Origin of the sequence: Streptomyces sp. NPDC058401, assembly GCF_042722885.1 — a bacterium.
Taxonomy (GTDB): Bacteria; Actinomycetota; Actinomycetes; order Streptomycetales; family Streptomycetaceae; genus Streptomyces.
Window position 1 is genome coordinate 99,979 of the sequence record NZ_JBHXKA010000005.1, and the last position, 23,479, is coordinate 123,457.

Here is a 23,479-nt window from a genome sequence, read left to right on the forward strand (position 1 = left end):
GAGTTCGCCGCAGCAGGGCCGGACGGCATGCCCGGATCAGCCGACCCGGGGGCCGGGCCGGGAGCCGACCCGGGGGCCGACCCGGGAGCCGGGCCGGGGAGCGCGCGCCCCGGAGGGCGTACGGCGCGGGTACGGGAGGCGGTGCTCCGGGCCGCCGAGGACGTCCTGGCCGAGCGGGGTTTCGCACACCTGGACCTCGCCGACGTCGCGCGGCGCGCCGACGTCGGGAAGACCACCGTCTACCGCCGCTGGGGCACCGTCGCCGGCCTCATGGCCGACGTGCTGCTGGACATGGCGCAGCAGTCCGTCCCGCGGGCGCGGACGGGTTCGCTCCTCGGAGACCTGACGGCCAACGCCAGGCTGGTGTGCCGCACCCTGGCCGACCCCCGGCAAGGGGCCCTGTTCAAGGCCGTGATCGCGGCCGCCACCTGCGACCCGAAGGCGGCGGAAGCCCTGCACGGCTTCTACGCCGTGCGCGTCGAGGAGTGGGCCGACTGCGTCCGGGAGGCCGAGGCCCGCGGAGAGGTACCCGGCGGTACCGACCCGCACGAGGTGATCCGCGCGGTGTCCGCCCCCCTCTACTACCGCCTCCTGACCACGCCCCTCCCGCTCGACGACGCCGCGGCCGACCGCTCGGCGGCCGCGGCGGCGGCGGCCGCCCGAGCCGGGGCGTACGTACGGGAGGCATAGGCAGGGGCATGGGAGGCGAGCGGCGTCTGGGAGGGTGCGCGTGCAGGAGCGCCCGCCGCGGCCCGGGCGCAGGTTATGGGTAGATTGCCGGATGCGGGGAAAGTGCTCGACAACCGCGCGCCGCCGCATAGAGTCCCAGCTCAGGAAGCCGGTTCCTGCGGCTGCGGGGACGAACCGGGGGCCGCTGGGTCCGGCCTCCCCGACAACGCCCGGTCACAATGAAGTGCTGGGCGGTGCGGTGGCCGAGAACGGAGAGGATCTGATGAGCGGGGCCGACGAGGGACGGCAGTGGCCGGACGAGATCAGTGTCGACAACGCGAGGACGACGCTCCTGCAACTCCTCGCGCGCGCAGGGGTCCCCGCCGATGACGCGGGCGAACTGATCGGTCTGCTGGAGGCGGGCGCGCTGGCGCTCGCGCACGAGGAACTGAGCGGCCGGGACCTGAGCGCGCCGGGGGACAAGGGCGAGCCGTACGAGTCGGGATGGCTGGACGGAGCCGGGAACCTGCTGGCGGAGCTGGGCGCCGTCACCGAGCGGACCCTGGTCCGGGTGGTCAGCCCGGAGGGGGAACAGGACGCGGCCGGACAGCGCCCGCGGGCCAGGCGCATGGAGGTCGAGCGGACGCAGGTCGCCCTCACGCCCCTGTACCTGGCGTTCACCGAGGTCTCGGAACTGGACCCGGAGGCCACCGAGGAGGTGCTCACCGCCGTCCTCGCCACGATGAGCCCGAGGCAGCGGGCCCGCTACGCCGGTCGGCTGACGGAGTTCGCCGAGGACCACCGGGCCCGGCTGCGGCGGCTGTTCGCGACGTTCGGGGCGGGCAGCGCCATCACGGTGCACGGCCGCTTCTCGCTCGTCCACTCCGCCACGAGCATCGCCGTACTCGAACGGCTCACCGCCGAGCCGCGGGCCCTGCGGGAGGAGTGGGACGCGGCGGAGCTGCCACCCGCATGGCTGGACGGGCTGACGACGGCCTGGGACGCCGCGGGCTGACGACGGCCTGGGACGCCGCGGCCTGACACCTGGTCCGAAGTTCCGGCCCGCCGCCGCCCGGGGGGCCACCGTGATCCGCTCCCTTGACCCGGTGTGGCCGGTCGATCAAGATCCCCGCATGGACCTTCCCGGACTGCCCGCCGAAGACCGCGAGTTGAGCCCGTACACCGGCTACACCCGCGCGCACTGGGAGGTGGTGGCCGACGGGCTGCTGCGCGCCGCCTGGCGGTGGGCCACGCCGCGCGGGGCCCTGCTCGACCTGCCGGGACGGCCGTCCGCCTCGGGCGTGCGCTCCGACGGACTCGAAGGCTACGCACGGACCTTCCTCGCCGCGGCGTTCCGGGTGTCCGGGGCCGGGGGAGCGGACCCGGACGGCTGGCTGGAGCGGTACGGGGAGGGGCTGGCGGCGGGCACCGCGACGCCGGGCCGCGACGACGCGGAGTCCTGGCCGGTCATCCGCGACGTCCACGCGGGCGGCCAGCCGATGGTCGAGTCGGCGTCGGTGGCCCTCGGGCTCCGGCTGACCCGGCCGTGGCTGTGGGACCGCCTCGACGGCGGGGTGCAGGACCGCGCCGAGGAGTGGCTGCGCGGCGCCCTGTGCCATGTGCCCAGCCCCAACAACTGGTACCTCTTCCCGTACACCGTGGCCGGATTCCTGGAATCCGTGGGCCGCGGCGACGCCGAGACGGCCAGGGCCCGCAGCCGGGCGCTCGACCTTCTGGAGGGCTGGTACGCGGGCCAGGGCTGGTACGCCGACGGCGACGGCCGGGCCTTCGACCACTACAACGGCTGGGCGCTGCACCTCTATCCGGTGCTCGACGCCCACCTCTCCGCCGGGCCGGACCACTCCGGCCAGCCCCACCACGCCGGCCACCCCGACCATCCGGCCCCGCACGGCGACCGCCTGCGGGAGCACCTGGACGGCTTCTCCCTCCTCTTCGGGGCGGACGGGGCGCCGATCCACTTCGGGCGCTCCCTCACCTACCGCTTCGCCGCCGCGTCCGCCGTCGGCCTCGGCGCGGTCACCGGCCACACCCCGCTCACCCCGGGTACCTCGCGGCGCCTGATCAGCGGATCGCTGCGCTACTTCCTCGACCGGGGCGCAGTCGGCACCGACGGCCTGCTGGGCCTCGGCTGGCACGGCCCGCACGGGGCCACCCTGCAACGCTATTCCGGCCCGGCCTCGCCGTACTGGGCCTCCAAGGCCTTCGTCTGCCTGCTCGCCCCGGCGACGCACCCCCTGTGGACGGCGACGGAGCAGCCGGCGCCCAGCGAGGGGCCCGACCAGGTGCTCGCCCTGCCTGCGCCCGGCCTGCTGATCCAGACCACCCGCGCCGACGGGATCGTACGACTGCACAACCACGGGAGCGACCACGTCGGGCCGGACCAGCCGGAAGAGGCCCGCGACGAGGACCCGCTCTACTCCCGCCAGGCCTACTCCACCCGCAGCGGCCCCACCGGGAGCGCCAACCCCGCGGACAACCACCTCGCCCTGGTCCTGGCGGGCGCCCGCAGCGTCCGGCGGCGCATCCACCCGCTGGGCAGCGGTCAGGGCAACGGGTGGGGCTGGGCCGCGTCCTGGCACCGGCCGGTCTTCCCGGGCGGCGCGCCCCACGTCCCCGGCCTGCGCGTGGAGAGCGTCACCTTCGTCCGCGGCCGGTACGAACTGCGCGTGCACCGGGTCTGCGGAGCCCCGTACGGAGCCCGCGTGGAACAGACCGGCTGGGCCACGGGTCCCGAGGAGCCCCTGCACTCGGAGCTCCACCCGGTGCACGGCTGGGAGGTGCGGGACGAGGCGAGGGCGCCGGCCGGTACCGCCTTCACGCGGTGGGCGACCGTGCCCCGCCTGACGGCCGGGACCGGGGGCACGGGCCTGTACGCGGCGCTGGCCGCGCTCACCGGCGAGCCCGGTTCGGCGCCGGTGAGCGAGGCGGTCACCGAAGCAGTCCCCGAGACGGTCACCGGGCCGGTCACCGAAGCGGTCACCGAGGTGACGGCGGGGCCGGGATCCATCGAGGTGCGATGGGCGCAGGACGGGGCACGGACCCGCATCACCTTCGAGCCCCTGCGCGTGGAGCACCTGCCGCCCGCCGCCGGGTAGCGACCGCGAGCCCCGCCCCCGCTCCCCTCCTCGTACCGGGGTACCGGGGTACGGGTGTGCCGGTGCTACTGGTCCTGGATGCGCCGGAAGGGCCGGTCCGCCTCCAGCTCGAAGGCGATCTCCAGCAGCTTGCGCTCGGCGCCGGGGCGCGCGGCGAACATGACACCGACGGGCAGCCCGTCCGGCGTCGCGCTCGCGGAGGGCACCGAGATCGAGGGAGTGCCGACGACGTTGTCGACCGGCGTGAACGCCACGTACGCGAGGATCCGCTCCATCAGCTTCGCATAGGGAACGGTCGGGCTGAGGTGGCCGATCGGCGGCGTGGTGTGGGCGAGCACCGGCGACATCACGAGGTCGAGCCCGCGGAAGGATGCCGCGTAGGCCTCCTTCGTGCGCTTCAGCCGCCGCAGCACGCCGGGAGTGCGCCGCCAGTTGCGCAGGTACTCCTCGCGCAGTCCCTGGCTGAGGCCGTCCATGCGGCGCCGGTCGAAGTCGGCGCCGAGGGTGCGGCCCGTGACGCCGAGGAGGAAGGACATCATCCCCCAGTAGGTGAGGAAGTCGTCGGTGAAGCTCGGATCCATGTCCAGCTCCACCGGCGCCACGGTGTGTCCGAGCCGTTCGAGCGTCGCCACGGTCTCCGTGACCGCCGTCCGGGTGGAGGCGTCGGCGTGCACGCCGTTCGGCGAGTCCAGGAGGAACCCGATGCGCAGCCGTCGCGCCGAGGGTCCTTCGACCAGGCCGACGGGCGGCAGTCCGGGACTCCGCTGATACGTTTCCGCAGCGGCGAGGAACGCTGCGGCGTCCCGTACGGAACGGCTCACGACCCCGTCGGAGATGATGTCGAGGGGCAGTTGGCGGCCCAGTGCGCTCGCCACGACCCGTCCGCGGCTCGGCTTCAGGCCGACGAGTCCGCAGCAGGCCGCGGGTATGCGGATCGAGCCGCCGCCGTCGTTGGCGTGTGCGATCGGTACCGCGCCGGCAGCGACCAGTGCCGCGCTGCCGCCCGAGGAGCCGCCCGCCGAGTAGTCCGTGTGCCACGGGTTGCGCACCGGCTCCGCGCCGTCGTACTCGGTGGTCGGGCTGAAGCCGAACTCGGGCAGCCGGGTCTTGCCCAGGACCGTGACACCGCTGCTCAGGAGCTGCCGGGTGAACGGCGCGTGCTGTTTGGCGGCCCTCGGCCGGAAGGCGGCGCTGCCGTGCCCCGTCGGCAGGCCCTGGTAGTCGGTGTTGTCCTTGACGAAGGTCGGAACCCCGGAGAAGGCACCGCCCGTTCCGGCCGCTTGCACCGTTCCGTCCGCGGGCCCCTGGCCGGCCGCGGGCCCCGTGCCGTCGGCGTGCACCTGGACCGCACCCAGCCGTGCGTCGACCGACCGCACCCTTTCCCGGGCGTCCCGGGCGGCCTCGGCGGGGGAGACCGCGCCCCGCCGGATCGCCGCGGCGAGACCGACGGCGTCGTGCTCTCCCAGGGCGTCGTCCCGGAACGTGTGCACGATGGTCGGTTCGTCGAAAGTCGTCACCGCTGCCTCAGCCTCCGCCGTGTGGATGGTCGCCCGCCATCATTGCCTACCGCCAAGTAACACGCGAGGACTTCTCCGGCCGAACATCATTTATGCTTCATGGCGGCCGCGGGGCGGTGGCTCGTCGCTGTCCGCGGCACCTACGGAACGGCCGGTCAGGCCCGTCGAGGAGGGCGTCCTGCGTCCGGGCCCAGGCCCGGACGGGGACCGCATGACGCTGATCATGAAGATCCGGGTTCCGGGATCGGAAGATCCGGGATCCGAGGTCCGGGGATCCCGAAGGTCATGGGGAATCGAGCGACCGCCGAAACGCGTCTCAGTGGGGTGGGGGCGCCCGGCCCACGCGCCCGCGAACAGAAGACCCCCAGGGAGAAGTGAGGAATGCCAGTGATCTGCGTCGGAGGCATGATCGGAATCGGCAAGACGAGCGTGGCCGAGCTGCTCGCCAAGGAGCTGGGCAGCGAAGTCTTCTACGAGAGCGTGGAAGACAATCCGATCCTCCCGCTCTTCTACACGGCGAGCCCCGAGGAGATCGAGGCGAAGCGCTACCCCTTCCTCCTCCAGCTGTACTTCCTCCAGACGCGCTTCGCCGCGATCAAGGAGGCGTACAAGCAGGGCGACAACGTCCTGGACCGGTCCATCTACGAGGACTGGTACTTCGCCAAGGTCAATCACGACCTGGGCCGGATCAGCTCCCTCGAGATGCGGGTGTACGAGGGTCTGCTGGGCGAGATGATGCGCGAGATCGACGGCCTGCCGTACCGCAAGGCGCCCGATCTCATGGTCTACCTCAAGGCGGACTTCGAGACGGTGCTGCACCGCATCGGGCTGCGGGGTCGCGATTTCGAGCAGGACGAGGGCCTCGTCGAGTACTACCGGACGCTGTGGTCCGGCTACGACGACTGGGTCAACAAGCACTACTCGGCCAGCGAGGTCCTCGTGATCGACATGAGCCGCACGGACGTGGTGAACAACCCCGAGGACGCGGCCCGCGTGGCGCGCGAGGTCAGGGAAGCCCTGGTGGCGGGCCGACTCCGGGGCTGACGACCGGATGTCACGATTCGCCCCCGATTCCGCCAAATACGGGCAAATCGACATGGCGATGTGGCGAGAGGGGACCGGCGGTGCCTTCCCCGGCACCGCTCCGGGACCATCCCCGCGGCCTGGCGACGCTCGCCCTGACGGAGATGTGGGAGCGGTTCAGCTTCTACGGGATGGTCGCCATCCTCGTGCACTTCTTCGCGGCCTCGAAAGCGGCCGGGGGCATGGGCTTCGACCCGAACCGCTCGATGGCGGTCGAAGGGGTCTACATGGCGGCGATCGGCCTGCTCGCGCTGCCCGGCGGCTGGGTCGCCGACCGCTTCCTGGGGGCCCGGCGGGCCGTGCTCTGGGGCGGCCTTGTGATCATGGCGGGCCACCTCTGCCTGTCCGTACCCGGCAACGCCGGCATCTGGCCCGGGCTGCTCCTGATCACCCTCGGCACGGGCCTGCTCAAGACCAACATCACCGCGATGGTGGGCTTCCTCTACGCCAAGGGCGACGGCGACCGGCGGGCCGCGGGCTACTCCCTCTCCTACATGGGGATCAGCTTCGGCGCCCTGGTGGCCCCGCTGATCGTCGGCTACCTCGGCGAGCAGATCGACTGGCACCTCGGCTTCGCCGCCGCCGCGATCGGGATGGCCTTCGGTCTCGCGCAGTTCGTCCGGGGCGGGCAGCGGATGGCCGAAACCTACGAGGAGCCGCGCGCCGTCCCCCTCACCCGGCGCGAACGCCGCAACCTGCTGCGCGCCGCCGGCATCGCGGCAGTCGTCCTCGCGGCGCTCGTCCTGCTCGCCGCGGACACCGGACTCCTCGACCTCGACACGGGCACGTACGCGCTCACGGTCACCGGAGTCGTCGTCCCGGTCGGCTACCTGGCCCACATGTATCGCAGCCCCGCCATCACGCCGGAGGAGCGGATCCGGCTGAAGGCGTACATCTGGTTCTTCGCGGCCGCCGCGCTCTTCTGGATGATCTACGACCAGGCGGGCAGCGCGCTGAACCTCTTCGCCGCACAGAAGGTCGACCTGAACCTCTTCGGCTGGGCGGCGATGCCGCCGAGCTGGACCCAGTCCATCGCCTCGGTGTTCGGGATCGCGCTGGCGCCGCTGTTCGCGCTGTTCTGGGTGCGCGGAGGCCGCAGGTTCTCCACCCCCGTCAGGTTCGCCGCGGCGCTTGCCCTGGTGGGCCTCTCCTTCCTCGTCATGGCCCTCGCCTCCTCGTTCGCCGCCGGCGGCGCCAAGGTCTCGCTCGGCTGGCTGATCGGCGTCTACTTCCTCCAGGTCGTCGGCGAGCTCTGCCTGAGCCTGGTGGGCGTGGTGATGACCATGGTCCTGTCGCCGCGGGCCTTCACCAACCGGATGATCGGCATCTGGTTCCTGGCGGCCGCGACCGGCGACGGCATCGGCGGCCAGCTCCCGCGCCTGGACCACGTCCTCGGACAGTCCGCCAACTTCACCTGGCAGGGCGCCCTGCTGATCCTCGCGGGCCTGGCCATGCTGGTCCGCTCGAAGTGGCTGCGCTCCCTGATCGGCGAGCACCGGCCCGGCGAGATCCCGGCCGCGGCGCCGGTGGCGGCGCAGGCCGCGGTGCCGGCCACCACCTGAGGCTGCGTACGGAGCTGCGTACCGACGTGGCGCGGACGCCATTCCACGCGGGGGAGTTTCGCGGAGGTAGCGGCATGTTTGCGACATGTTCTCGCCCCATGGGCTGGACGAGCACACTGAAGGACACCGCCCGCGCCGGCCTGCGGATCGAGCGGACCAGACTCGAACCACTGGTCACCCTGCGCGCGACGGCGGGCCTGGCACTCTCGGGATCCGTTGCGCTGTGGCTGTTCGGCGGCACCGCGGCCGCGGGAGCCGCCTACGGCGCCCTGCTGGGCGGGATCGCGGTGTTCCAGCGCAGCTGGCGGCCCGACCCCGTGCTCCCAGTGGTCTCCGCCCTGACCCTCGGCGTCACGAGCTTCCTGAGCTACCTCACCGGCGGCTACCTCCCGCTCTTCCTCCTCCTGGCCGCCCTGTGGACCTTCCTGGGAGGCATGGCCTGGTCGCTGGGCGCCAACGCGGGCAGCCTCGGCACCACCAACGCCGCCGTGATGCTGGTGACCGTCACCCTGCCGGCCACCGTCACGCAGTCGCTCGGGCAGGCCGCGCTGATGACCGCGGGCGGACTCGTGCAGGCGGCCCTGGTGGTGCTCTTCCCCATCCGCCGCTGGGGGCGGCACCGCGACGCGCTCGCCGACGCCCTGGCAGCCGAGGCCGGCTACGCCCGCCGGCTCTGCGAGGACCCCGCCGCCCCGTTCACCCCGGGCCCCTTCGCCCAGGCCAGGGAAGCGGCCTCGCTCAGCCCCCGCCAGATGCGCCGCCGCCCGGCACAGCTGCACGGCGCCCGGGGCCTGGCCGAGCGGATGCGCCCGGTCCTCGCGTCGCTCGCCGACCCCGCCGACCCCGCCGACCCCGCCGTCACCGGCGGCGCCCAGGACGGCCCCGCCCGCGCCCGGGCCCACGAACTGCTCGCCGCAGCAGCGGAGATCCTGGACACGGCGGCCGACGCGATCCGCCGCGGCCGGCCCGCGGAACTCCCGCCCCGGGCCCTCGCCGCCATCGAGGTCCCCCAGGACGGTCCCGTGCTCGTCGGCGCGGCCGAGCAGTCGGCCGCCCGGCTGCGCGCCCTGCTGCGCGACGTGGCCGAGGCGGCCCGCAGTGACGACCGCCGCCCGGCCCGCAGCGACGACCGCCGCCCGGTCGGCGGCAATGCCGGCGGCCCGGCCGGCGAGGACAGCCGCCCCGACGACGGGGGCACGCTCGTCCGCCCGCCCCTGCGCGCCGAGGCCAAGAGCGCGGTCCGGACCGTCCGCGGACAACTGCACCACGACTCCCCGGTGTTCCGGCACGCGGTCCGCGCCACGGTCGTCGTCGTGGTGGGCGACCTCATCGGCCGCGCCCTGCCCTTCGGCCACGGCTACTGGGTCCCGCTGGTCGCCATCCTGATCCTGCGCCCGGGCTTCTCCCACACCTACAGCCGGGCCGCGGCCCGACTCGGCGGCACCCTCGTGGGCCTGGTCATCGCCGGCGCCGTCGTGCAGTTCGCCCACCCCGCGCCCCTGGCCTCCGGGACCCTCTCCGTGATCTGCGGCGGCCTGATCCTGCTGTTCATGTACACCGGCTACGCGCCCGTCCAGGCGGCCGCCTCCGCGTACACCGTCTTCACCCTCGCCATGGCCGGCGTAGGCCTCGACCAGTCGGTGCCCGCACGCCTCGTCCTGACCCTCATCGGCGGCGCCCTGGCCATGCTCGCCTACGCCGTCTACCCCGCATGGGAGACCCCCAGGCTCCGCACCCGCCTGGCCGACTGGATCAAGGCGGACCTCGGCTACGCCGCCACCGTCGTGCGCCACTACGCCGACCCCACCGGGCAGAGCGCCCGCGAGACCCGCGAAGCCGTCCTGTCCGCCCGCGTCTCGATCCTCGCCTGGCGGAGCGCCGTGGCCATGGCCGAAAAGGAACCCGTACGACAACGCGGCCTCTCCCGCACCGCGGAGGCCGGAGCCGAACAGGCCCTCGCCGAATTCGCCCACGTCACCATGCTCCTGGAAGCCCACCTGCCCGCCCCCGGCAGCCCCCGCCGCCCCTCGGCGGCCACCCTGGCCACCGCATTGCAGCAGTCGGCCGAGGACGCGGACCGCGGGGTACGGGACCACCGCTTCCCCACCTGGGAACCGGTCCGCACCGCCCTCGACGCCTGGAACGCCGAGGACCCCGGGGACGAGGCCGACCGCATGCTGCACCGCGCCGGAACCCTCCTCCTCACCGCCCTGGACGACCTCTCCACCGCCCTGGAGGTCGCCTCACCCCCCATGACCACCACCAGCGCGGGCCCCCGCGCGGAGGCGCCGGCCTGAGGACCCTCACCCAACCCCCCTCTACGACGCCGCGTAGTCCTAGGCCGGGTCCTAGGTCTCCCGGCCGTTACGGCCTCCCGGCGTCTCCCTTAGGGTCGTCGTCATGGACACGACGGGCATTCTCGACGAGGCGCTTCAGCGGTTGCACAGTTCCGGCCCCGAGCGGCTCGGACGGCTGACCAATCACGCGCCGATGGCCGTCGAGGCCCTGTCCGCGCACGGGCAGGCGGCTTCGGTACACCGCTGGCTCGATCTCTACGCGGGCAAGCTGGAGGAGTTCCCGATGCGCGTCGAGCCGGTCACCGCCACCAACTGGCAGGCTGCCCTCGGCGACCCGCGCCGCTCCGCCGACTGGATCGGCCACTTCGAGCGGGAGATCGCCGACCGGCCCTGGCGGGAGGTGCTGGCGCAGTGGTGGCCCCGCCTGCTCCCCGGCATGTACGGCGGCTCGACCCATCCGCTGATCCGGGTCGGCCACGCCGTGCGCACCCTCCTCGCGGGCGAGAGCACCGAACCGCGCCTGGCCGAACTCGCCCACGGCCTCGGCTACTGGGCCGCCCGCCACCACCCCGTCGCGGAACTCGCCCCGCTGCCCGGCGCCGCGAGCGCGGCCGCCGCCCTCGACGCGGTGCCTCCCCTCGCCGAACGGCAGGGCGGCTTCCCCGACCGGCTCGGCCGCGTCACGGCCCTGCCGGTGTGGGCGGCCACGAGCACGGACCCCGACCGGGCACGACTGCACCTCACCGAGCTGGTGCGGGCGGCCACCCACCGCTACGCCAGCCACGGCCACGGCGACGAGGTCATGCTGGTCCACGCCGCCACCGCCCCCAACGCCGTGCTGCGCACCCTGCCCGCCCTCCCGCCCGCCCTGTGGGCACCCAGCCTGCGAGCCGCCTGGACGGCCTCCGCGGCCGTCACCGCGATGTACGCACCCGACACCCCCGTCAGGTACACCCCGCCGGGCACCCTCACCGCCGACGAGGTCTTCGAACGGGCCCGCGCGCACGGCGACGAACACGTCATCAAGCTCACCGACACGGCGCTCGACATCGCAGACGAGCAGGCCCTGGCGGCAGCACTGCGCTCCATGGAACTGAGCGAACCCCTGCGCTAGCAGGAAGTCGCTCCGCTTCCCCGACCGGAAATCCGATCACCTCCGAACCGGTGGTCGTTCTAGTCTTGGGATCATGTTCGAGCTGCGCACCGATCGCCTTGTACTCCGCGGGTGGCGGGACTCCGACCTGGGCCCGTGGGCGGCCATGAACGCCGATCCCAAGGTCCGCAGGTACTTCCCGAGCGTGCTCTCGCGCGAGCAGAGCGAGGCGTCCGCAGCTCGCTTCCAAGCCGACCTCGACCGGCGGGGCTGGGGCTGGTGGGCGGTGGAGGCCGCGGCGACCGGCGAGTTCATCGGACTCACCGGCTTGGCTCCCGTGGCCGAAGACGTACCCGTCGCGGGGGTGGAGGCGGGCTGGCGTCTGACGCGCTCGGCCTGGGGACACGGGTACGCGACCGAAGCCGCCCGCGCGGCCGCGGCCTTCGCCTTCACATCCCTGGAGTTGCCGCAACTCCTGGCGCTGACGACGGCCACCAACCTCCCGTCACAGGCGGTGATGCGCCGCCTCGGCATGACCCACGACCCCGCCGACGACTACGAGGACATGACCGTCCCGGCCGGCCCCCTGCGCCCCAGCGTGATCTACCGCCTCTCCCCCGGAGCCCAGCGCCCCGCCGCACCCTAGATCGGCCACCTCGGCCGATCCCCGAGCCCGGACCCGGTGGTCCTGCTGCTCAACGCCGGGCGCGCCTCAGGTACTGGGCTGCGGCCGTCTCGAAGGCGACGTGCGCCTGACGGCTACGGTTCCCCGAGCCCGCGACGGGAGGATGGTCGTCGCGCGGAGGGTCGCCCACCTCCCGCGACGCCTCCACCAGCTCCCTTGCCCGTCGCAGAAGCTCCGGATCGTCCGTCTCGAGGGTCACCGCAGTCAGTGCCTTGGTCATCGCCGACTTCGCCTCCCACCGCGCGGCCCGGGTTTCGGCGGCCTCAGGAGGCGGGGCCTCGCCGCCGGCTCTGCGACTCGCCTGCTTCAGGTAGTGGTGGCGGCGATGGTCGGTCGCGGCACTGAGCAAGCCGGCCACGGCAGCCGCGAGGGCCCGCCGGTCACGGTCACGGCGGGCAGAGAGAGTGATGCGATGCTGCATCAGTCCCGCCGCAAAGGCACCGAGCAGAGTGCCCAGCACTGCAATGATCGCGGTCGCCACAGGATCCCCCTTCGCAGGACTCTTCCCGTCATACCGGATGCGTCCGAACTGTGGAGCCCGTGTTACCGAACCGGATCGAAGTCGAATTCCCGCAAGGCGCTGCGGTGTTGGAGCCTCTGAGTGGGCGCCGCCCCGACCGGACGGTACCGCCGGAGGGCGGTTCCGTGGCGGTCGGGGCGGATCCGATGGGGCCGGCTACCGGTTGCCGGTGGTCCGGTGCCGGGCCGGGGTTACTTCAGGTGCCGGTCGAGGAAGCGGTTGCCGTCCTCCACCTCGAACCACGGGGTGCCGGTGTGGCCGCCCAGGTTGGCGTGCAGGGTCTTCTCCTTGCTGCCGAAGGAGTCGAACAGGTCCAGGGCCCGCTGCCGGGGGTTCCCCTCGTCGTCCCACTGCAGGAGGAAGAGCAGCGGAACGGTGACCTGCCGGGCCTCCTCGCGCTGGGCGCGCGGCACGAAGCCCCCGGCGAAGAAGCCCGCGGCGGCGATCCGCGGATCGAGCACCGCGAGGCGGATGCCGAGGGCGGTCCACCCGGAGTACCCGACCGGGCCGCCGATCTCGGGCAGCGCGAGGAGGGCGTCCAGGGTGGTCCGCCATTCCGGGACCGCCCTTTCGACCAGCGGGCCCACGAGGGACTCGAAGATCTCCTCGACCGGCTCGCCCGCCCGCATCGCCCGGCGAAGGCCGTCACGTGCCTGCTCGTCGGCGGCGGATCGGGGCCGCTCACCGCAGCCGGCCGCATCGATGGTGGCCACCGCGTAGCCGGCCGCCGCGCAGTGCCGCGCCCGGGCGATCAGGCGGGGCTGGTTCTTGGGCAGGCCGTTGTTGTGGGCCATCAGGATCAGCGGGGCCGGTGCGGCGGATCCGGGCGTCCACAGGGTGCCGGGGATCTCGCCGAGGGTGAACTCGCGCTCGATGACGCCGTCGTCGAGACGCTGCTCAGAAGTGAATTCCATGGTCGTGCCTTTCGGGAGTGCTCAGAGAGGCGCTCCCGGACGACCTATCGTCCGACCGTGACCCCGGAGGGGAGCACCCATGTCGATACTGCGTTCACGGGTACCACCTCCTCGTTCTTCTGCACGGCCTCCGGGAACGTACCAGGGGCCGCCGCGGCCCGTAAAACGAATTTCGCGCGCCGCCCATGCAAGCCCGTCGTGTGTACGGGCGCCGCCGGTTCCCGCCCCGTCCACGGTCCCGGCGGCGTTGTCAGTGGCTCCCCCTAACGTCCCGTTCATGACGCGAACCGCACACACCTTCGCCTATGCCCGCGCCTCCTCACTGACCTCCGCCGGGGCGGGCCGGTCCCTCGGACTGGAGACCGCGGGCGGTCTGACCCCGGCCGGGGCCGAGGCCCACCCGCAGTTCTTCGCCGGGTTCCTGAGTGCCCCTCAGGCAGCCGCCCGCGCACTGCTCGCCGTCGCGGACGTGGCCGCGGCCCGCTATCACCGCCGCACCCTACGGGCCTCCCTCGACCCGGTCGTCACGGGCAACGGGGACCGGCTGCGCTTCGAATCCTTCTCCGGCTGCTGCGGCGTGTACGCCCGCCTCGACGTGCTGCCCGAGGGCCTGCGCGGCGCCGACACCGGCCACGGCACCACGAACGTCGACGTCAACAACCCGCTGCGCGAGGCGCTGTCCCGGCTCACCGGCGACGATCCGCTGCACCTGCGGGTCGGCCCCGACGAGATGGCGGTCACCACCCTGGACGGCCCGGTCGTCGAGAAGAAGGTGCCGCTGCCCGACCGCTGGCTGCGCGGTTTCGCCGAGTCCCAGGCCATCACCACCGGGTTCGACCTGCGTGCCGAACTGGGCCCCGCCGAGACGGCCCGCTTCCTGCGCTCCCTCCCGCGCACCCCGGCGGGCGGCGGAGCCGCGGGCGGCCCGCTCTGGGTGGTCCCCGCGGGCCGCGCCCTGCGCCCCACCACCCGGCCCGTCCCCGGCGCGGTCTGCCTGCCCGGCCCCGAGCGGCTCGCCGCCCTCCAGCGGGTCCTGCGTCAGGCCACCGGCCTGCGCGTCTACGGTCCTGCGGCGGACGGCGCCAACCCCACCGCCTCCGCATGGGAGATCGGCCTGCCCGGCATGCGGCTCACCCTCACCCTCTCCCCGGAAGCGGACCGCGGATTCTCCGGCGAAGGGGCCGTCCTGGAGGCCCTCGAGACCGATGCGGCGGCCGAGGACGCCGAGCTGATCTCCGTCCTGCTCGCCTGGGAACCGCGCATCGACCCCGCCGACCTCGCCGACCAGTCGGGCCTCCCGGCCGAGCGGGTCCGGGCCGCACTCACCCGCCTGGGCACCGCCGGACGGGTCGGCTACGACATCGCCGAAGCCGCGTACTTCCACCGGGAACTGCCCTACGACGCCCGCCGCGCCGAACGCCACAACCCGCGCCTCGTCGCCGCCCGCGCGCTGCTCGAGGCCGGCGCGGTCACCCTGGACGGGACCGGCACCTCCGTCGTGGTCTCCGGTGAACGCCGCTACCAGGTGCGCGAGTCCGGAGGCGCCCTCAGCTGCACCTGCCAGTGGTGGGCCGACCACCGAGGCCGCCGCGGCCCCTGCAAACACGCACTCGCCACCCGGATGGCCCTCCGCGCCGCCGCCACCCCCGCTGCCCCTGCGACCAGCACCGTTTCCACCGGAGCCGCCCGATGAACAGCACCTCCACCCCCGAGCAGGCTCCCGCCGCCGGCGTCCTGGAGGCGGTACGCAGGGGCCGTACCGCCGAACTGCCCGGACTCCTGAAACCGCTGGACCGCACGCAGCGCCGCGACCTGCTCGCCGGCCTGAAGGAGCTGCGCGGTGAACTGCGCGCCCAGGGCTGGGACGGCTGGCAGCAACGGGACCTGATGTACCCGGCCCTGGTGGTCGCCGGAGCCCGCTGCCACACCGGTTCGGCAGCGGCCGCCGCCTGGATCGGCGCCCGGGACATGCGCCGCTGGCAGCAACTGCCCCTGGGCATCCTGCTCGACGTCCTGGCCGACCGGGACCCCGCGTGGCTCGGCGACCTCGCCCACCGGCTGGCCGCCCGCGCCGCCACCGCCGAGCAGGACTACCCGCTGATCAGCGAACTCGTCCGGATCGCCCGCTGCCCGATGCCCACCACCGACGGCTGCGTCGAAGGCTGGGCGATGGCTTTGGGTACCTCCCGCGCCCCGCTCGCCCACGCCCTGCGCAACGACCCGCACGTCGCAGCCCTCGTGCCGTGCCTCTTCGAGACCGCGGAGCCGGTCCGCTCCCTCGGCTGGCGCTGCGACCCGGACGATCCCCACCAATGGCCGGCGGTCCTTACCGGCCTCGCCGCGGACGGCATCGTGGACCGCGCCGTCCTCCTCGACGGATGCACGGCCCGCCTCCTGCGCGGCGGCAAGTACCACCACCTGAAGCCCTACCAGGCCATCTGGCAGGCGCTGCGTCCGACCGAGGACGAGGAACGCGAGCGCGCCGCCGACTGGATCGCGCTGACCGCCGACGCCCCGTCTCCGGTGGCCGGGTACGCCCAGCAGACACTGGCCCGGCTCGCCGCGGCCGGCCACCTCACCCCCCGACTGCTCGCCGAGATGTCGGCGGCCGTCCTCTTCCGACCCGAGAAGAAGCTCGTCCGCGCCCAGCTGGTACTGATCGGCAAAGAGCTCCGCCGCGACCCGGCCACCGCCCCCGAGCTGCTGCCCGTGCTCGGCGAAGCCTTCGGGCACACCGACACCGACATCCAGGAGCGGGCCCTCAAGCTGGCCGCCCTCCACCTCACCGGCGACCCCGCACTGCGCGCCGAACTCGCCTGGCAGGCCCGGTCGCTGAGCCCGGCCCACCGGACCCGTGCCGTGGAACTCCTCGGACAGGACGCCGCCGCCCCCGCCGAGGACACCGCCCCCTACCAGGAGCTCCTTCCGCCGCCCCCGGTCGCGGTCCCGCTCGCCCCGGCTCCTGGAACGGTCGCGGAGACCGTGGAACTCGTCACCGCCGTCATCAACTCCCGTACATCGACGGTCGAGGAGTTCGAGCGAGCCCTGGACGGCCTCGTCCGGCACGCGCACCGGGACCGCGCGGCCCTCGCCGCGGCGCTGCGTCCGGCGCTCGCCGGCCAGTGGTGGCTCGACCCCGCCCGCGCCCACTGGTACACCGGCGAACTCGCCGGACTGGCACACGTCGCCGCCGCCGTCCTGGACGCGAAGCAGACGGGGGAAGAGCCGGAGGCGCTCGGGAGCTGGCGCAGCGACTGCCACCACACGGCGTTCACCGTCGCCGGCCACGCCCGCCTGACCGAGGCCGCCCGGCACATCAGGACCCGGCCGCTGCCCTTCCTGCTCGCCGCGCCCACCGAGCAGACCGGCACCCTGGACCCCCGGGTGCTCGTCGAGCGCCTCGCCGCCTACGGGCACCTCGGCGAGCAGCCCGCCCCGGTGGACTTCGCGCAGGCCCTGCTACGGGTACGCCGCGACCCCGCCGCCGCTCCCGCCGCAGCAGCCCTCGGCACACCGGAGGGGGACAGGCTGGCCGCCTGGCTCGGAGAGGCCGGAGCACCCGCGGCGATCACCCGCCGCACCGCGCCGGCCGTGCCGTACGCGTACGGCGAGACCCCCGCGCACCTCGTACTCGACACGGCCCCACGCGCCACCGTGCTACGGGAGTTCCCGGACGCCTTCCACGAGCTCGCGCAGGCCCGCAAGGCCGCCCACCGGTGCTGGGACGGAGGGGCGCACACCGACGGCCTGCTGATCGCGGCCATGCCCGAGGACCGCGAGACCCTGGCCGCCTGGTGGCTCCCCGAGGTCACGGCCTGCGCCGTCCACGAAGGGCGCGGCGGCCTCAGCGCCCTCCCGGGACTCGCCGCGGCCGGCGGACCCGCCGGTCCGGCCCTGCACCTCGCCGTGGCCACCGGGCTCGGCGCCCGCCACGCCGAGGACCGGCTCCGCGCCGTGGACGCGCTGCTCACCCTCGCGGCCCGGGAGGAACTGGACGCAGAACGCCTGGGCGGGGACCTGGGCGAGCTTCTCAACCTGGGCACGGTCAAACCCAACCGGCTCGCCGACTCGCTGCGCACCGCCGCCGCGACCGGCGCCTGCGCGACCACCTGGGCCGTCCTGGGCGCCGTGCTCCCCGTGCTGCTGACCGGCAGGGCCGACCCCCGGGGCGCCGGCGACCTCCTCGCGACGGCCGCCGACTGCGTGGAGCAGTCGGGAGCGTCGTCACCCGAGCCCGCGGGCCTCGCCGAGACCGCGACCCGCCCCGGCCGCTCCCGGCTGGTCACCCAGGCCAACCGCCTCCGCGACGCCCTCCACCGCAACGCACCGGCTCCGGCATACGGGTGATCTCGTACGGGGGGTCGTCACGGAATCACGGACGGATTGTCCTATGAGCACGACGTCTTCGCGCATGCTGTCCCGGCGGTTCCTCCAGGGGCTCGCCCAGCGAGCGGACCCGGGGGAGCGCGAGGCCTTGCTGCTGGGCATGCACCTGCCCGGATGGACCAGTTGATCCGACCGGAGCCGTTAAGACGATCCCGATCACGGTGACGGTGACCGGGACCGGCTGCGCCGTCGACGGGTGGAGGGCCTGCACGGCGGTGCGACCGGCCCGGGTCACGTCCAGCACCCGGTGGCCGCGCAGCACCACGACGTGGATCTCCACCGCGGGTCCCGTGTGCGCGCTCCGGGTGAGGCGAATGCCGGCGGCGCGATGGGGCGAGGCGCCCGGTGGTGGACGTCAACCCGCCCCGGAGGTGACGCCGGTGACCGCGGAGCGCAGCAGGTCTGCCAGTGCGGTCCTGAGGAACGCGACGCCCTCGACGCCCGGCACGGCGGTGCGCCCCGGCGCGGGCAGGGGTGAAACGGTCGGCCAGATGCACTAGCGGGGTCAGCCCTTGGAGGGAACGGACCTGCGCAGGCCAATCCGCCTGTGGTGCCCCGGCGAAGAGGCAGGTGCGGGCACCGGTATCGGTCCCGCCGGCCCGCACGCGGCGCCGTGGCGGCAAGGCGAGTGCCCCTCGCAGATGCCCCGCGGGGCCGCGCTGCCTGTCCGACCGAGTGGGCACCCCACCTGAATGTCCCTGTCCGGCCGTGCCGGTGTGTGCGGCGGCCAGGGTTCGCAGTCGAGAGGAACACCCTTGAAGTCCCTTTCCGCACGGCCCCGTTCGCGGCGCGTGCTCGACCAGTCCCTGCTCGTCCTGGGCGCCGGCGCGCTGGCGACCGGCCTTGCCGTCCTCACCCTGGCCCCGGGAGTCAGCGCCGCGTCCAGCCACCGCGAGGCCCCGCTGATCGCCGGCGACCCCCGGGCGGACAACACCGACGTATACGCGTACACCAGCTTCGACCGCCCGGACTCGGTCACCTTCCTGGCGAACTGGATCCCGTTCGAGGAGCCCAACGGCGGCCCGAACTTCTACGCGTTCGGTGAGGACCTCCGCTACAACATCAAGATCGACAACACGGGTGACGGCGTCTCCGACATCACCTACACCTGGCGCTTCCGCAACAGCTACCAGGACTCCGCGAACCAGTTCCTCTACAACACGGGCCCGGTGACCTCGCTGACCGACCCGGACCTCAACTTCCGGCAGGTCTACGACCTGGTGGTCTCCCACGGCAACGAGAGCAAGGTCCTGCTCTCCAACGTGCCCGCGGCCCCTTCGCGGGTCGGACCCGCGTCGATGCCGAACTACGCCGCCCTGCGCAACCAGGCCATCCGCAACGTTCCCGGCGGCGGCAAGACCTTCGCGGGCCAGGCCGAGGACCCGTTCTTCGCGGACCTGCGGGTCTTCGACCTCCTCTACGGCGGCAACCTGTCCGAGCGCGGCCAGGACACCCTCGCCGGCTACAACGTCAACTCCGTCGCCCTGCAGATCCCGAAGTCGCAGCTCGCCCTGAAGGGGAACACGACCCGAAACCCGGTCATCGGGGTGTGGTCGACGACCGACCGCCAGGGCGTGCAGGTCTCCGACTCCCGCGACAAGCAGCACGGCGACAAGTGGAAGCAGGTCTCCCGCCTCGGCAACCCGCTGGTCAACGAGGTCGTCGTCCCGCTGAAGTACAAGGACGCCTTCAACACGCTCAACCCGGACCAGGACCGCACCGTGCAGCCGGTCGTCGACAAGGTCCTCGACCCGATCCTGCCCAAGCTGATCCAGCAGGTCTACGGCATCCCGGCCCCGCCCGCCCCGCGCAGGGACCTCTTCGAGATCTACCTGACGGGCATCTGCAAGGCGTGCGGTCCGATCCAGGCCGATCTGAACGCCCACAGCCTCAACAAGGACGCGAAGCGCCGGGACATCGTGCCCGCGGAGGAGCTGCGCCTGAACATGGCCGTGCCGCCGACCGCCAACCCCAACCGGTACGGCGTCCTGGCCGGTGACCTCGCGGGCTTCCCCAACGGCCGGCGACTGACCGACGACGTCATCGACATCTCCCTCCAGGCCGTCGAAGGCGCCGCCCAGACGGGCCAACTCGTCCCGGCCCTCGCCGACGGCGACAAGGTCAACGCCAACGACGTGCCGTTCGGCACCTCGTTCCCCTACCTGGCGCTCCCGCAGACCAAGTCCGTGAACAGCGGCCCCGCCGCGATGCAGAGGTCCGGGGACTCGAAGGCCGCGGCCCTGGGCGGTCTCGGCGCGCTGCTCCTCGGTGTGGGCGGTTTCCGCCTGCGCCGCGGTCGTAAGACCAGCTGATCCGACGTGTTCCGGGCGGGGCCGAGGCGGGTCCTCCGGTTCCCGCCCGGAACCCGTACTGCCGCACTTCCCCGGGGAGGATCCCGTGCAACGGCCCGAAGACGAACCCGCTCCCGCGATCCGGAGCAGTAGCAGCCGCCGCAGTCGCAGCCGCCGGCATCTGCGCAGCACCGCGATCACCCTCGCGCTGGGCGTGGTCATGTTCACCGTCGGCGCGATCGGCCTCTCCCCGTCCGGCCCGAGCGGCCCGGACACGGAGGCCACGGCATCACCCGCCTCCGGCCCGGCACGCGGGATCGCGGCGCTGCGCGAACGCGTCGTACGCCTGCCGAAGGACCCGGTCAGCTGGGCGGACCTCGGCCTGGCGCTGGTCGAGCAGGCCCGCACCACCGCCGACCAGGCCACGTACGCCCAGGCGGAGAAGGCCCTGCGCCACTCCCTCCGGCTCCAGCCGGCGGAGAACCTGCACGCCGAGATCGGCATGGGCGCCCTCGCCGCCGCCCGCCACCAGTTCCGCGAAGCCCTCACCTGGGCCGAGAGGGCGATCGCGACCAGCCCCGCCACCCCCGCCCCCTACGGGGTGCTCGCCGATGCCCGCACCCAGCTCGGCCGGTACGAGGAAGCGGAGGAAGCAGTCCAGGAGATGGCCGACCTGCGACCGGACAGCGCCTCCCTGGCCCGCGCCTCCTACACCTTCGAACTCCGCGGTGACACCGGCCGGGCGACCGCCTTGATGGAACGCGCGCTACGGGCTGCCGGCACCCCGGGTGAGCGCGCCTTCGCCCTCACCCACCTGTCCTCCCTCGCCCTGGAGAACGGCGACGCCGCCACCGGCCTGCGTCGGGCGGAGGCGGGGCTGGCCATCGCGCCGCAGGACGCGGGCCTGCTGGAAGCCCGGGCCAAGGCCCACGCGGCCCTGGGGCAGTCCGGTCGGGCGGTCGCCGACTACACCGCGGCCATCGCGAGGGCCCCCCTGCCCCAGTACCTCCTGGCACTAGGGGAACTTCAGCAGTCTCTCGGCCACCGCGACCAGTCCGAGGCCCAGTACGCGGTCCTGCGCGCCCAGGAAACGCTCCGCCGGGCAGCCGGCGCGCCCGCCGACACCGACGCGATCCTCTTCGAAGCCGACCACGGCAGCCCCGGCCGGGCCGTCACCATGGCCGAAGCCGCCCTGCGCGAAAGGCCGTTCATCGCCGTCCACGACGCCTACGCCTGGGCCCTGCACCGGGCCGGCCGTGACCGGGAGGCCCTCGGCCAGACCGGCGAAGCCCTCGCACTCGGCACGCGCAGCGCGCTCTTCCTCTACCACCGCGGAGCCATCCACCAGGCCCTCGGCGACCCGACGGCCGCCCGCCGCGACCTCCGGCAGGCACTGGCCGTCGACCCCTCCTTCCACCCGCTCCACGCCCCCGCGGCGCGCGACGCCCTCCGGCGAATCGACGGCACCCCATGAACCCCACCATCCGCCGGCGCCTGACCGCCGCCCCGCTCGCAGCAGCCCTCCTCACCCCGCTCGGGCTCCTCGCCTCCGCCCACCCCGCCGCCGCACACCCCGCGCACCCGCTGGGCAACTTCACGGTCAACTACGCGACCAGCCTCATCCTGCGCCCCGACGCGGTCGAGGCCGAGATCGTGGTCGACCGTGCCGAGATCGCCGCCGCACAGGAGCGCCCCCTCATCGACCGCGACCACGACGGATCCCTCACCGCCGGCGAGCAGGGCGCGTACGCGGAGTCGGCATGCAGCGCACTGGCCGGGCAACTGGCCGCGGACGTGGGCGGCATGAACCTCTCGTGGAAGCGGAGAGCGGACCGGCTGACCTTCCACACGGGCGAGGCCGGACTCGAGACCAGTCGCCTCACCTGCGGCCTCACCGCCGACGCGCACCTCACCTCACCGTCCGGGGTCCACGTGGTCACGCACTACGACACCCGGCGCATCGGCTGGCGCGAGATCACCGCCCGCGGCGAAGGCGTCACCCTCACCACCTCCACCGTCCCGGAGGCCTCCACCACCGACCGCCTGCGCCGCTATCCGCAGAATCCGCTCTCCGACCCGCTCGACCAGCACACCGCCGACCTGCGGACCGCGCCCGGACCGGGACCGGCGGCCCGGATCTTGCCGCCCGGACTGCCCGGCGCGGGCCCCGTCACCGCCGTGCTGAACAGGGTCTCCGCCCTCTTCGACTCACTCGTCGGCCGCCGCGAACTGACCGTGCCCGTCGGCCTCCTCGCCCTGCTCCTCGCCGTGGTCCTCGGCGCCTCCCACGCCGCCCTGCCCGGCCACGGCAAGACGATCATGGCTGCCTACCTGGCCGGGCGCCGCGGAACCCCGCGCGACGCCGTCACCGTCGGCGTCACCGTCACCCTCACCCACACCGCAGGCGTGCTCGCCCTCGGCCTGGCCCTCCCGCTCGCCACCCACCTGGCCGGTGAAACCGTCCTCGGCTGGCTGGGCCTGGCCAGCGGCCTCCTCGTCACCGCCATCGGCGTGCGGCTCCTGCACTCGGCCCTACGCGGCCGCCCCCTCCAGCACGGCCATGGCCATGGTCATGGCCACAGCCACGCCCACGGCCATCACCACCACGGCGATCACGCCCACGATCACGCCCACGATCACGACCACGACGACGCGCACGGAGACGACGCGCACGGACACGCGCACGACGAACACCCCGGCCGTGCCCACGAGCCCCCGACGACCCTGCCGTCCTCACGTCGAGCACCCGACACGACACCCGCCGCCCCCACCGGCGACACCGTCGTCCTGACGAAAACCGCCACGGGACGCCCGTACGCCCACCCGCACCACCACACCCCGCCTCCGGCACGTCGAGGGCGCTGGTCGCTCCTCGCCGTCGGCGTCGCGGGCGGCCTCGTCCCCAGTCCCTCGGCGCTGGTCGTCCTCCTCGGCGCCGTGGCCCTCGGCCGGACCGCCTTCGGGATCCTCCTGGTCATCGGCTACGGGATCGGCATGGCCGCCACGCTCACTCTGGCCGGCCTCCTCCTCGTACGGCTGCGCGACCGCATCAGCGCCCGCACCGCCGAACGGGCCTCCACGCGGCTGAAGGTGTTCGGCCGCATCGGACCCGCCGCCACCTCGGCACTCGTCCTCCTGGTCGGCGTCGGACTCACGGCCCGCGCCCTCACCGGCCTGTGAGCGGAACGCGCCTGCGCGGACGCCGCCGTGCCGGGCACGGAGCCGCCCGCTGCGGGTAGCGCCCCCGCGGCGGGCGGTGGCATGCTCGGGAGTTCGATGCGGTGCTGCTGCTCGGACCCACTCGCCGTGACCAGCATGCACGTGCTGGCCCTGGCACGCCGGCCGC

At 73.8% G+C, this 23,479-nt stretch carries 17 protein-coding genes; 14 read left to right on the forward strand and 3 right to left on the reverse strand.

The window, feature by feature from the left end; translation table 11 throughout:
- Positions 1-27: 27 nt before the first annotated feature.
- The 3 genes from ACFWNV_RS03310 (at position 28) to ACFWNV_RS03320 (ending at position 3,785) form a co-directional block, all read left to right on the forward strand.
- The gene (locus ACFWNV_RS03310) at positions 28-690 is read left to right on the forward strand and encodes a TetR/AcrR family transcriptional regulator (protein WP_383939846.1); all 663 of its coding nucleotides are present in this window, start codon (positions 28-30) and stop codon (positions 688-690) included.
- A 262-nt stretch (positions 691-952) separates the two neighbouring features.
- Entirely contained in the window at positions 953-1,684 is a 732-nt protein-coding gene (locus ACFWNV_RS03315) for a hypothetical protein (protein WP_383939754.1), read from the forward strand.
- A 118-nt stretch (positions 1,685-1,802) separates the two neighbouring features.
- Positions 1,803-3,785 (forward strand): DUF2264 domain-containing protein, encoded by a 1,983-nt coding sequence (locus ACFWNV_RS03320; protein ID WP_383939757.1) that lies wholly within the window; start codon positions 1,803-1,805, stop codon positions 3,783-3,785.
- 65 nt (positions 3,786-3,850) lie between these two features.
- Here the strand turns inward: ACFWNV_RS03320 and ACFWNV_RS03325 are convergent, their stop codons facing one another.
- On the reverse strand, positions 3,851-5,302 hold the full coding sequence (locus tag ACFWNV_RS03325) for an amidase (RefSeq protein ID WP_383939760.1): 1,452 nt from the start codon (positions 5,300-5,302) through the stop codon (positions 3,851-3,853).
- A 381-nt stretch (positions 5,303-5,683) separates the two neighbouring features.
- On the opposite strand from ACFWNV_RS03325, the gene ACFWNV_RS03330 reads away from it, so the two are divergent.
- From ACFWNV_RS03330 to ACFWNV_RS03350, 5 genes are all read left to right on the forward strand, one after another.
- The gene (locus tag ACFWNV_RS03330; protein WP_383939762.1) at positions 5,684-6,346 is read left to right on the forward strand and encodes a deoxynucleoside kinase; all 663 of its coding nucleotides are present in this window, start codon (positions 5,684-5,686) and stop codon (positions 6,344-6,346) included.
- A gap of 80 nt (positions 6,347-6,426) precedes the next feature.
- The gene (locus ACFWNV_RS03335) at positions 6,427-7,947 is read left to right on the forward strand and encodes a peptide MFS transporter (protein WP_383939765.1); all 1,521 of its coding nucleotides are present in this window, start codon (positions 6,427-6,429) and stop codon (positions 7,945-7,947) included.
- Between the two features lie 98 nt (positions 7,948-8,045).
- Entirely contained in the window at positions 8,046-10,244 is a 2,199-nt protein-coding gene (locus tag ACFWNV_RS03340; protein ID WP_383939768.1) for an FUSC family protein, read from the forward strand.
- Positions 10,245-10,347: 103 nt separating this feature from the next.
- The gene (locus ACFWNV_RS03345) at positions 10,348-11,358 is read left to right on the forward strand and encodes a questin oxidase family protein (RefSeq protein WP_383939771.1); all 1,011 of its coding nucleotides are present in this window, start codon (positions 10,348-10,350) and stop codon (positions 11,356-11,358) included.
- A 73-nt stretch (positions 11,359-11,431) separates the two neighbouring features.
- Complete coding sequence (locus ACFWNV_RS03350; protein ID WP_383939774.1) at positions 11,432-11,983, forward strand: GNAT family N-acetyltransferase; 552 nt, start codon at positions 11,432-11,434, stop codon at positions 11,981-11,983.
- Between the two features lie 49 nt (positions 11,984-12,032).
- On the opposite strand, the gene ACFWNV_RS03355 is transcribed toward ACFWNV_RS03350, so the two are convergent.
- Positions 12,033-12,503 (reverse strand): hypothetical protein, encoded by a 471-nt coding sequence (locus tag ACFWNV_RS03355; RefSeq protein WP_383939776.1) that lies wholly within the window; start codon positions 12,501-12,503, stop codon positions 12,033-12,035.
- Positions 12,504-12,733: 230 nt separating this feature from the next.
- A complete protein-coding gene (locus ACFWNV_RS03360; protein ID WP_383939779.1) occupies positions 12,734-13,456 on the reverse strand; it encodes a dienelactone hydrolase family protein in 723 nt (240 codons plus the stop codon).
- Positions 13,457-13,733: 277 nt separating this feature from the next.
- Here ACFWNV_RS03360 and ACFWNV_RS03365 point away from each other — a divergent pair, with 277 nt between their 5' ends.
- The 6 genes from ACFWNV_RS03365 (at position 13,734) to ACFWNV_RS03390 (ending at position 23,313) form a co-directional block, all read left to right on the forward strand.
- Positions 13,734-15,149 carry an SWIM zinc finger family protein gene (locus ACFWNV_RS03365; protein ID WP_383939782.1) on the forward strand — a complete coding sequence of 472 codons (1,416 nt, stop codon included), beginning with the start codon at positions 13,734-13,736 and terminating at the stop codon, positions 15,147-15,149.
- Positions 15,146-17,803: a DUF6493 family protein gene (locus ACFWNV_RS03370; protein WP_383939785.1), complete on the forward strand. Its 2,658-nt coding sequence runs from the start codon at positions 15,146-15,148 to the stop codon at positions 17,801-17,803. The genes ACFWNV_RS03365 and ACFWNV_RS03370 overlap by 4 nt, the downstream gene beginning before the upstream one ends.
- Before the next feature lie 43 nt (positions 17,804-17,846).
- Positions 17,847-17,969 carry a hypothetical protein gene (locus ACFWNV_RS03375; RefSeq protein WP_383939788.1) on the forward strand — a complete coding sequence of 41 codons (123 nt, stop codon included), beginning with the start codon at positions 17,847-17,849 and terminating at the stop codon, positions 17,967-17,969.
- A gap of 628 nt (positions 17,970-18,597) precedes the next feature.
- Entirely contained in the window at positions 18,598-20,154 is a 1,557-nt protein-coding gene (locus tag ACFWNV_RS03380; RefSeq protein WP_383939791.1) for a DUF4331 domain-containing protein, read from the forward strand.
- An 85-nt stretch (positions 20,155-20,239) separates the two neighbouring features.
- Positions 20,240-21,607 (forward strand): tetratricopeptide repeat protein, encoded by a 1,368-nt coding sequence (locus ACFWNV_RS03385; RefSeq protein WP_383939794.1) that lies wholly within the window; start codon positions 20,240-20,242, stop codon positions 21,605-21,607.
- Positions 21,604-23,313 carry a sulfite exporter TauE/SafE family protein gene (locus tag ACFWNV_RS03390; RefSeq protein WP_383939797.1) on the forward strand — a complete coding sequence of 570 codons (1,710 nt, stop codon included), beginning with the start codon at positions 21,604-21,606 and terminating at the stop codon, positions 23,311-23,313. The genes ACFWNV_RS03385 and ACFWNV_RS03390 overlap by 4 nt, the downstream gene beginning before the upstream one ends.
- Positions 23,314-23,479 lie beyond the last annotated feature (166 nt).

Bases quoted from the DNA above. Each gene is read 5' to 3' on its own strand.
- ACFWNV_RS03310 (WP_383939846.1), top strand. From the start codon at position 28: ATGCCCGGATCAGCCGACCCGGGGGCCGGGCCGGGAGCCGACCCGGGG.
- ACFWNV_RS03315 (WP_383939754.1), top strand. From the start codon at position 953: ATGAGCGGGGCCGACGAGGGACGGCAGTGGCCGGACGAGATCAGTGTC.
- ACFWNV_RS03320 (WP_383939757.1), top strand. From the start codon at position 1,803: ATGGACCTTCCCGGACTGCCCGCCGAAGACCGCGAGTTGAGCCCGTAC.
- ACFWNV_RS03330 (WP_383939762.1), top strand. From the start codon at position 5,684: ATGCCAGTGATCTGCGTCGGAGGCATGATCGGAATCGGCAAGACGAGC.
- ACFWNV_RS03340 (WP_383939768.1), top strand. From the start codon at position 8,046: ATGGGCTGGACGAGCACACTGAAGGACACCGCCCGCGCCGGCCTGCGG.
- ACFWNV_RS03345 (WP_383939771.1), top strand. From the start codon at position 10,348: ATGGACACGACGGGCATTCTCGACGAGGCGCTTCAGCGGTTGCACAGT.
- ACFWNV_RS03350 (WP_383939774.1), top strand. From the start codon at position 11,432: ATGTTCGAGCTGCGCACCGATCGCCTTGTACTCCGCGGGTGGCGGGAC.
- ACFWNV_RS03360 (WP_383939779.1), bottom strand. From the start codon at position 13,456: ATGGAATTCACTTCTGAGCAGCGTCTCGACGACGGCGTCATCGAGCGC.
- ACFWNV_RS03365 (WP_383939782.1), top strand. From the start codon at position 13,734: ATGACGCGAACCGCACACACCTTCGCCTATGCCCGCGCCTCCTCACTG.
- ACFWNV_RS03370 (WP_383939785.1), top strand. From the start codon at position 15,146: ATGAACAGCACCTCCACCCCCGAGCAGGCTCCCGCCGCCGGCGTCCTG.
- ACFWNV_RS03375 (WP_383939788.1), top strand. From the start codon at position 17,847: ATGAGCACGACGTCTTCGCGCATGCTGTCCCGGCGGTTCCTCCAGGGG.
- ACFWNV_RS03390 (WP_383939797.1), top strand. From the start codon at position 21,604: ATGAACCCCACCATCCGCCGGCGCCTGACCGCCGCCCCGCTCGCAGCA.